We start from the raw sequence: 8,369 nt of genomic DNA, 5'->3' as shown, positions 1-8,369 counted from the left end.
TTCTTTTGCAACCTTGAGGTAGGGTCAGCATGAAGCCTTCAGCAAATGATTCTTTGATGCAGCAATTGGAAGAATCTAAACAACGGGCAAACTACTGGAAAAAGATCGCCCAACAGACAGGAAGACTTCGCCTTAGAGAAGCTGAGAATCTATCTGCACTGATACAGTCCCTCAAATATACAAAAGAATGTCTGATAAACGAGATCCGTGATCGCAGGCAGGCCGAGGAGGCATTGCGAAAAAACCAGGAGGACGTCAGAGCGATTTTGGATGCCACCCTCGAGACCATCGTCCTCATAGACCGGCAGGGAACGGTTATTGTGTCCAATAAAACGGCCTGTGATCGTTTGAAAACCAGTAGAAAAAAGATCATCGGTCAGTGTATCTACGACTTTTTCCCGCTTGATGTGGCTGAAAAACGAAGAAGAAAGTACCTATCGGTTTTCGCCTCCGGCAAACCCGTCACCTTTGAAGATAACCGGGACGGCATGGAGTTTGAGCAATGTGTGTATCCGGTTTTCGGTGACGGAAATAAGGTAGAGAAGATTGCTGTTTTCGCCCGCGACATCTCCGAGCGATTGAGATTTGAACGGATGTTCCAGCAGTCGCAAAAATTTAAATCGATCGGAACGCTTGCAGGTGGTATCGCCCACGATTTCAATAATCTCATGATGAGCATTCAAGGTTGGGCGTCGCTGATTTCGATTGATCTAGAACCTTCCCATCCCCATGCGGACCATATTAAGGCCATTGAGCACAGTATCCGAAATGCGTCCCATCTGACAGAACAGCTTTTGGGTTTTGCACGAGGAGGCCAATATGAGGCGAGGCCTATCGATATCAATGAATTGCTGCTCGGAAGCGCAATTATGTTCGGTAGAACGAAAAAAGAAATCAATATTCACACAAAATTGCAACGCCTGCCACTCGTGGTGGAGGCAGACCGCAGACAAATTGAGCAAGTTCTTTTGAACCTGTATATCAACGCATGGCAGGCTATGACCGATGGCGGCGAACTCTATTTGGAAACCAGAACCCTATCCCTGGATGATGATCACTGTAAACTGCACCAGGTCAAGGCGGGCCGCTATGCGGAGGTTTCGATCACGGACACGGGCATTGGCATGGACGAGTCCATTCGCCAGCAAATTTTCGACCCGTTTTTCACCACCAAGCAAAAGAGCCGTGGGACAGGCCTGGGGCTGGCGTCGGCATACGGAATCATAAAAAACCACGGTGGCTTCATCACGGTAAACAGTCAAGTCGGTCAGGGAACAAAATTCAACATTTATTTGCCGATATCGAAAAAAAAGGTAGCGCGGGAGGCCCCAACAGGAAACGGGCTTGTCAAGGGGTCGGAAACCATCCTTCTGGTTGAGGATGAAGAGATGGTTATCAAGGTAGGCCAGGCGATGCTGGAGAAATTGGGTTACCAGGTAATCACCGCCAGCGATGGCCACCAGGCGGTTGACGCCGTAAGAAAGAAGGGAGCCGGAATTGATCTGGTCATTCTCGACCTGATCATGCCTGTGATGGGCGGCGACAAGGCGTTTGACCTTATCCGCGAGATTCAACCCGGGATGCCTATTATACTATCCAGTGGCTACTCGCTCAATGGCCAGGCAAAAGCCATTATGCAGAATGGGTGCAACGATTTTATCCAAAAACCGTTCAACATTTCAAAGCTATCCAAAATGGTCCGAAAAATATTAAATGACAACAAGGTTGCCGCCACATCAGAAGCACCACGGTATTGATCATTCAAAATGGACTCCGATGAACAGGCGGCCCATATTTTGCCCACCTACTCCCGCAACGGATTACTCCGCCGGATCTTGGCTTAAAATCGCCCGCCTGAGATCAGATGTTGAATGCGTTGTTGCCAGCCAATGGGATCGTCATCGATTTGACCATCGAGCCATGACAGCGAAACGAATGGATCCTACGAGGGACCCCTCAGTGATGAAGTCGATGGGCGGTAGTGGCTGCGGGGCAGGGTCGCCATGGGAGGGAGTGGGCTGATATCACAGACCAAAGGGGGTGGCCCGATCCAGGGCCGCCGTCCGTCGTGCTTTGAAGGCTTGACACCCATTATCTGATCACGGTGTTGATAAAACACCAGACATATCCGGAGTGGCGTTCTGTCGCGGCGCTGATAGACACGCTGTGTACCGAATCAGCGGCTTCATTGTAGGCACGAATACGATAGAAATAAACGGTGTTGCTGAAAAGGTTGAAGTCCTCATAGGTGGTTGAATTCTCATCTACGTTTGCGATGTGGACATAGTTGTCTTCGTTTTCTCTGCTTCTTTCTATCCTGAACCCCCACTCGTCGGTGCTCTCATCGGTCCATCTCAGGTCAATGGTGTTTGTATTGCGTGGTTCGGCTTCAAGTCCGCTGGGTGTCGCCGGCGGCCTGTCGCCAAAAAAAGCGCCCATTGAGTAGGCATCATCGATCAGACCGGCGGCGAGCTCAGTAACTGTCTCGTCATCCATGTCAATTCTGCTGATCGACCCATCACCCTGGTTGACAACGTAAGCAAACGTCCCATTGCGCGGTGCCGAGACACCTCGAGGGGTGTCGCCGACCAGGTAGGTGCGGACAATCGAACGATCAGCCGTTTGAATGACCGTGACCGTGTCCGCATCGCTGTTGGATACATAGACGTATTTCCCCTCAGCGCCAACCGCAATGCCCCAGGGGGCGCTGCCGACCGTTACGGTATCGATGACTGTGTTGGTAAACGTGTCGATGACTGAAACAGTATCATCATTGTTATTTGCAACATATACATCGCCGCCGTCAGGGGTCACGGCCAATCCGGCCGGACCATCACCCACGTTGATTATCGTCTTCTGGTTGTCCTTGTCGATCACGGTGACGCTGTCGTCTGTATTGCAGGCTACATAGACAACGGGCGAATCGTTTTGCTCGTCAAAGCGAGCAGCCACTCCCCACGGTCCGTTTTCCACCGTAATCGTGTCGGTGACGTTCCGACCGGAAACGCTGATCTTGGAGACGGTGTCGTCACCGAAATTGGCCACATAGGCATATCGCCCGGTGGGATCGACGGCGACCCCGCGGGGAAAACGGCCAACCGCCAATGTAAAGGGTGATCCAGAGAAATTGGAGGTACTGATAAACGCCACGGCGTCACCTCCATTCTGGGTAACCAGCACCTGTTCACCATCGGGGGTGACAGCTACGCCATAGGGGGTGTCGCTTAAAGGGGTGGTGACGACAGCTTCGCTGCTGGCGGTGACTTTCAGCACCTCATCGACGCCACCATTGGCCATGTAGGCAGTGGTTTCCGCATAAAGGGCGCTGGCGGCGCAAAGTCCAATTAGAATGGCCGAAATTGAAACCGATACGGTGTGTTTCATGCCGTGCATCCTGTTCGTCTGATGGGTATGGTTGGTTCCCGGGATGTTCACAGGCAAAGGTAAAACCGTCAAAATGAACCCCAGAGAAACCGTTGCTTAGGTCTCAATATATCACACGACATGTAAAATGAAAGATAGCACGATTCATGGCTGCCAATTAAAGTCATCCTGGCAGGACGCTGATGCGTCATCTTCGCCTTTTTACAAGGCAAGCCGCTTATGATCACCCAATCGCTGTCCTATCTCAAACATGTGAAGGCGATTCTTGATCGGGGTAGGGTCGAGGTCAATGGAACTTTAAAACCGAAGTGAACGAATCAATCTATACCTGGCTTGATCATGTAGGAGAGCATGCGCGGATTAAAAAACGATAAAACCCAACCATCGGAAACACTAAAATCAGAAAAGCCTTCATGAGTTGTCAAATAAACTGAATTCCCAATTTATCATTTTCGGCCCACATAACGATGGCCTTGCTTTTCACACAGCCTTGTTTGTTTGCGAAAGGAATGGAAATAATGATCATTGACCCTGTTTTTATTTTAGAGATATTTCTGGTCCCAAGAAGCGCACCGTCCCTGCTAAGATTTTCTATCGTTGCAGAAAAAACTTTCGATCCTGTTGAAAAGGACACCTCTTTTTTATAAATTTTTCTTATACTGAGTCTCCGATATCCATCAAAATTATACGCTGCTTCCATTTAATGCCTGCTCCTGTGCAAAATTTTCAAAAAGATCATTGCCGGTTGCCTAAATTGAACAGCAACATTAATGCCATCAAACAATGGAAACAAAATTTTTCCTATTTGTTGGAGTTACGGTGTTTTAGGTTGTATTTTAATTCTTGATGCTTAGGGCGTTATGTAAAAAAGGTTATCTTCGTATGGGTAATTGGATAAGCATTCCCATCCGGGGCGATGGGTCAAAGGCGGGTGTACCTTTCCAGCAGCGGCATGAATAGCCTGGTCAGCATTGGGCCGTGGTAATTGAAGGAGATGGGTTGTTTAGTTGAGATATCTCAACCCCGTGCCAAAGCGAAACGCGTTTTCGTCAGCCAGCCTCTTTTGCCATCTCACTTCTGCCAGACAGATGGATCGCGGTTTCTCTTCATCGGCAACGGAGCAGTGGATTGGCGGATAGCCGACCATGCGCATCAGGAGGATGGTTCCTGATTTAAATTCATGGGACGTTTCAATATAAGACCCTTCGCCTGAAAAATTACGCATGACTCCTTTCGATGCACTGATGGTACAGGTGCTGGTATATGGGCGGCACGTGATTGCCGCTTCTGTGAGGTTGCGTGAAGCAGTTCGCCTTCCAATGGTATGCTTCATTGTGGATTGTTGCATGGATTCTCCAAGGTGTTTGAAGATTTCGACCGGGTTACGACAACAAATAATGCCAACCCTAAATAAATACAAAACTTTATTGTTCCGTCGGCAATTGTTGAGAAAACTTTAGATTTTTTTTCGGGAATTTGGTTTTCTTTGTTGCGGCCATGGTAACACCGCCCACATTGAGTGCATCACATCCCCTGAGTCCCGAGGAGCGTGGCTCCCTTTGGCTGCATCGCAACGGATCCTTACCAACAGATGACAAAAAATTATCGAATGCCTTCTTGTTTGCGAACACGGCCGGGCGGTACCTGGTTCCATTTTAACCCTGATTCTGCTACATCATGGTTATGAATGCCGGCAACCCTAACGGTCCTCACCGTTTCAGTATGCCTGCTTGGATAAGTTGTGCTCCGTTCGAACAGATGTTGGGCATGGAAATTGTCAAGGCTGAGGCGGGTGAGGCGATTCTAAGAATGCCCTTTATCCCATCTCTCGCCCAAGGTGCCGGGCTGATGCACGGCGGTGCAATGGTCAGCCTGGCCGATACAGCAGTGGTGATGGCCATCAAGAGTGTTGTGGCGCCCGGAACCCATTTTGCCACCCTATCGATGGAGAACCGTTTTCTTCATCCCGTGAAACAAGGCATCCTCGAAGCAAGAGCAAGCGTTGCCGAACGTGCTGGTTCTACCATTAAAGGATCATGTGATATCTTTGACGAAGAGGACCGCAAGGTCATGATATTTAAATCGGTCTTCAAGATTGCCAGGGATGCAGAAATCAAAGGTGTCCTTTTTGCGGAAACCTAATGCTCGTCCCGGCAAAATCATAGATTAAAAATTTACTGTTTGTCCTTGCCAAGCAATTCACGCACTTTTAGGGATAACGCCTCCAGGTCGAAAGGCTTCTGAATGAACCCTCTGCACCCCCGACTCAGGATCTCATGGGCCTGCCCGTTTAAGCTGTAGCCACTGGAAAGAAGAACCTTTACGTTGCTGTCGATTTCTTTCAGGTGATCAAAGGCTTTGCCACCACCCATGCCCGGCATGATCATATCAAGGATAACAAGATCGATCTCCTCTCTCTTTTTCTTGTACAGATCAATCGCCTTTTCACCGCTCTTGGCTGTAAAAACCTGATATCCCAATTTTTCCAGCATTGTTTGGGCAACGGTTAGGACCATCGCCTCATCGTCCACAAGCAGGACCTTGCCCTCCCCATCCTGAATCTCATACTGTCTTAGTTCCGGACCTTCTTTGGGAATCTTTTTATCTGATGCGGGCAGGTAGATATTGAAGGTGGTGCCTTTGCCCGTTCGACTGTGAACGTCAATAAAACCTCTGTGATTCTTGATGATGCCGTAGACCGACGCGAGACCCAACCCCGTGCCTTTGACCTTATCCTTTGTGGTAAAAAACGGATCGAAAATTCTTTTCCGGGTTGCAGCATCAATCCCCGGTCCGGTGTCCATCACGGAAATCTTGACGTATCTACCCAGTGCCACCGTAAAGGGTTTGTCGAATTTTTCGTCAATAATTACGTTTTCAGTCTGGATGTAGAGGTCGCCTCCATATGGCATGGCTTGCCAGGCATTCACATACAGGTTGAGGAGCACCTGTCTTATCTGCCCCTTATCTACTTCCACGCTCCATAGGTCTTTTGACATGTTGCCGTAAATCCTAATCTCCTTCTTGGTGCGGCTGAACATCCTGTTTTCGTGTTCTATGATGGCATTGAGGTTCGTGGGCTCAACTTCGTACTTGCCACCGCGGGCAAACCCGAGGAGATCCCTGGTTAATTCCTTTGCACTTTTTACGCACGCTTCAATGCCGCCAAGGTGTTCATAGTCGCGATCGGAAGGATTCTTGCCCATCATCATCAGCGAGGTTCGACCTTGAATGCCCATTAAAATGTTATTGAAATTATGCGCAATGCCTCCGGCCAGGGTGCCGATGGCCTCCATTTTTTGGGCCTGTATCAGTTGCGCCTGGAGTTTCTCCCGCTCCTCCTCTGCACGCTTTCGGTCGGTAAGATCGATGCCCAGGCAGGTAACATCGACCACGGCGCCTTTCGGGTCTTTCGTAAGTACATTCGACCAGGCCACTTTCAGACGTTCACCCGATTTTGTCAGGATTTCATTCTCATTGGTCGAATAATCAACTGCGTTCCGGGTGTGCATCAAATTGTCGAACACCGCACGGACCTGCTCACGTAAATCTTCGGGAACAAAGCGATCGAACCAATCATTAAATAAAACTTCCTCCTCCCGCCAGCCGGTCAGCTCCAAAAAGCGCTTGTTGGCAAAAATAATCCTCGCCTGTCGGTCTATCGAGATACCGATTTGCGGCGTTTCAATTAAGATGTTCCGCCACTTGCGCTCGCTTTTCCCTAATACCTCCTCAGCCTGTTTTCGGTCGGTGATGTCACGACCCACGCCGACTATGGACTCGATGTTGCCGGTTTTACCCAATATGGCCTTATCCGACCAGGCAAACCAGCGCCACCCGGATTTGGTCATGGCCCGCTGCTCCACATACGCCGTATGAGGGGGGTGGTATAAGGCTTCCATGGCCTGGGCGGTTTGCTTGCGATCTTCCTCGTGTACCAGGGGCATGAAACGCCGACCAAGAAGCTCCTTTTCGTTTTTGCCGAATATGCTGCAATAACTTGGACTGACAAACAGAAAACGTCCCTCGGGATCAACCTCGACCACCAGATCATTCTGGTGCTCAATCAAGAGCCGGTATCTCTCTTCGCTTTTCCGCAGCGCATCCTCCGTCTGCCTGCAGTCAGCTTGAAGCCGCTCCAATTCCCTAACCCGCGCTTCAAGTTCTTCATAAGTGGGCTTTTTTGGCATTGAAACTCCTATTTCTTATATTTCATAATATACTAATTGTTTTCCCCGAGACACATTGGCTTCAAGTTTTCATCCCTTAATTACACGAATCTAAAGAACAGGGTGATTGATGCGCAATAGAAAGGTGAGGGGTGGACTCAAACGTTCGCCGTGCGGAGTTTAGGAGACCTGATCAGCATTGAGCCCGGTAAATAATTAGTCATACAATATCAAGAGTTTAAAAACAAATCAAGATATGACCAACGACCATGCCAGAAAAAAAAGGCAAGCCATTTTTCAGGCCTGCCTCTTTAATTGGGTGATTTCCCGTTGTGCAGTTTTTCCGATGAGATGCACTTACACTCGAGAAACCCGATCCGTCTGACTCCGAAAACCCTCTTTTTTAAATTATTACCTTCATTTTTCCACGCTATGTCCCATGAAGGTGCTTCTATTGGTGTTGTGGTTAGGAGTTCTCCGGATCGTTACTGGTATAAAAGCAAAACACTTGCCAAAAACTAAGGAAAACAGAATATGATAATAAACCAATAATTTATTTTTATGAAACCGTTTTTCTTTCATATTTTTTGTGAAATAAATTCAACAAAAAGAAATATTTTTTCATATCCCGGAAACGAACCCGGGTGCGTTTCCAGTTCAGGATCTTCTCATAGTCACCACCGACCCGCGACAACTATAAATTGGATTCCGTGGTCGCGCCTGTTAACCATGCTGCCTGGAAAAATAGATCAGCAAAAAATAGATCAGGTCCTAATCGATGATATTGATGGGCATGACGTTGCACGATGGTCAGGC

At 48.6% G+C, this 8,369-nt stretch carries 6 protein-coding genes; 2 read left to right on the top strand and 4 right to left on the bottom strand.

Annotation, left to right across the window (positions count from 1 at the left end):
- Positions 1–29 precede the first annotated feature (29 nt).
- Complete coding sequence (locus ABYV26_RS15490; RefSeq protein ID WP_372682263.1) at positions 30–1,757, top strand: response regulator; 1,728 nt, start codon at positions 30–32, stop codon at positions 1,755–1,757.
- Between the two features lie 334 nt (positions 1,758–2,091).
- On the opposite strand, the gene ABYV26_RS15485 is transcribed toward ABYV26_RS15490, so the two are convergent.
- The 3 genes from ABYV26_RS15485 to ABYV26_RS15475 all read right to left on the bottom strand — a co-directional run bounded on the left by ABYV26_RS15485 (position 2,092) and on the right by ABYV26_RS15475 (position 4,732).
- The gene (locus tag ABYV26_RS15485) at positions 2,092–3,384 is read right to left on the bottom strand and encodes a beta-propeller fold lactonase family protein (protein WP_372682262.1); all 1,293 of its coding nucleotides are present in this window, start codon (positions 3,382–3,384) and stop codon (positions 2,092–2,094) included.
- 421 nt (positions 3,385–3,805) lie between these two features.
- Positions 3,806–4,084 (bottom strand): PilZ domain-containing protein, encoded by a 279-nt coding sequence (locus ABYV26_RS15480; RefSeq protein ID WP_372682261.1) that lies wholly within the window; start codon positions 4,082–4,084, stop codon positions 3,806–3,808.
- 303 nt (positions 4,085–4,387) lie between these two features.
- A complete protein-coding gene (locus ABYV26_RS15475; protein WP_372682260.1) occupies positions 4,388–4,732 on the bottom strand; it encodes a hypothetical protein in 345 nt (114 codons plus the stop codon).
- Positions 4,733–5,061: 329 nt separating this feature from the next.
- Here ABYV26_RS15475 and ABYV26_RS15470 point away from each other — a divergent pair, with 329 nt between their 5' ends.
- Positions 5,062–5,526: a PaaI family thioesterase gene (locus ABYV26_RS15470; RefSeq protein ID WP_372682259.1), complete on the top strand. Its 465-nt coding sequence runs from the start codon at positions 5,062–5,064 to the stop codon at positions 5,524–5,526.
- A gap of 32 nt (positions 5,527–5,558) precedes the next feature.
- Here the strand turns inward: ABYV26_RS15470 and ABYV26_RS15465 are convergent, their stop codons facing one another.
- Positions 5,559–7,574: a PAS domain S-box protein gene (locus ABYV26_RS15465; protein WP_372682258.1), complete on the bottom strand. Its 2,016-nt coding sequence runs from the start codon at positions 7,572–7,574 to the stop codon at positions 5,559–5,561.
- Positions 7,575–8,369: the final 795 nt, after the last annotated feature.

This window comes from Desulfosarcina sp. (assembly GCF_041551955.1).
Classification (GTDB): domain Bacteria; phylum Desulfobacterota; class Desulfobacteria; order Desulfobacterales; family Desulfosarcinaceae; genus Desulfosarcina.
The sequence above is the reverse complement of the archived record's forward strand: the minus strand, read 5'-3'. Positions and strand labels throughout refer to the sequence as shown.

What these genes read in the sequence shown, in the direction of transcription:
- ABYV26_RS15480 (WP_372682261.1), bottom strand. Translation starts at nt 4,084, where the DNA reads ATGGAAGCAGCGTATAATTTTGATGGATATCGGAGACTCAGTATAAGA.
- ABYV26_RS15465 (WP_372682258.1), bottom strand. Translation starts at nt 7,574, where the DNA reads ATGCCAAAAAAGCCCACTTATGAAGAACTTGAAGCGCGGGTTAGGGAA.
- ABYV26_RS15485 (WP_372682262.1), bottom strand. Translation starts at nt 3,384, where the DNA reads ATGAAACACACCGTATCGGTTTCAATTTCGGCCATTCTAATTGGACTT.
- ABYV26_RS15490 (WP_372682263.1), top strand. Translation starts at nt 30, where the DNA reads ATGAAGCCTTCAGCAAATGATTCTTTGATGCAGCAATTGGAAGAATCT.
- ABYV26_RS15470 (WP_372682259.1), top strand. Translation starts at nt 5,062, where the DNA reads ATGGTTATGAATGCCGGCAACCCTAACGGTCCTCACCGTTTCAGTATG.
- ABYV26_RS15475 (WP_372682260.1), bottom strand. Translation starts at nt 4,732, where the DNA reads ATGCAACAATCCACAATGAAGCATACCATTGGAAGGCGAACTGCTTCA.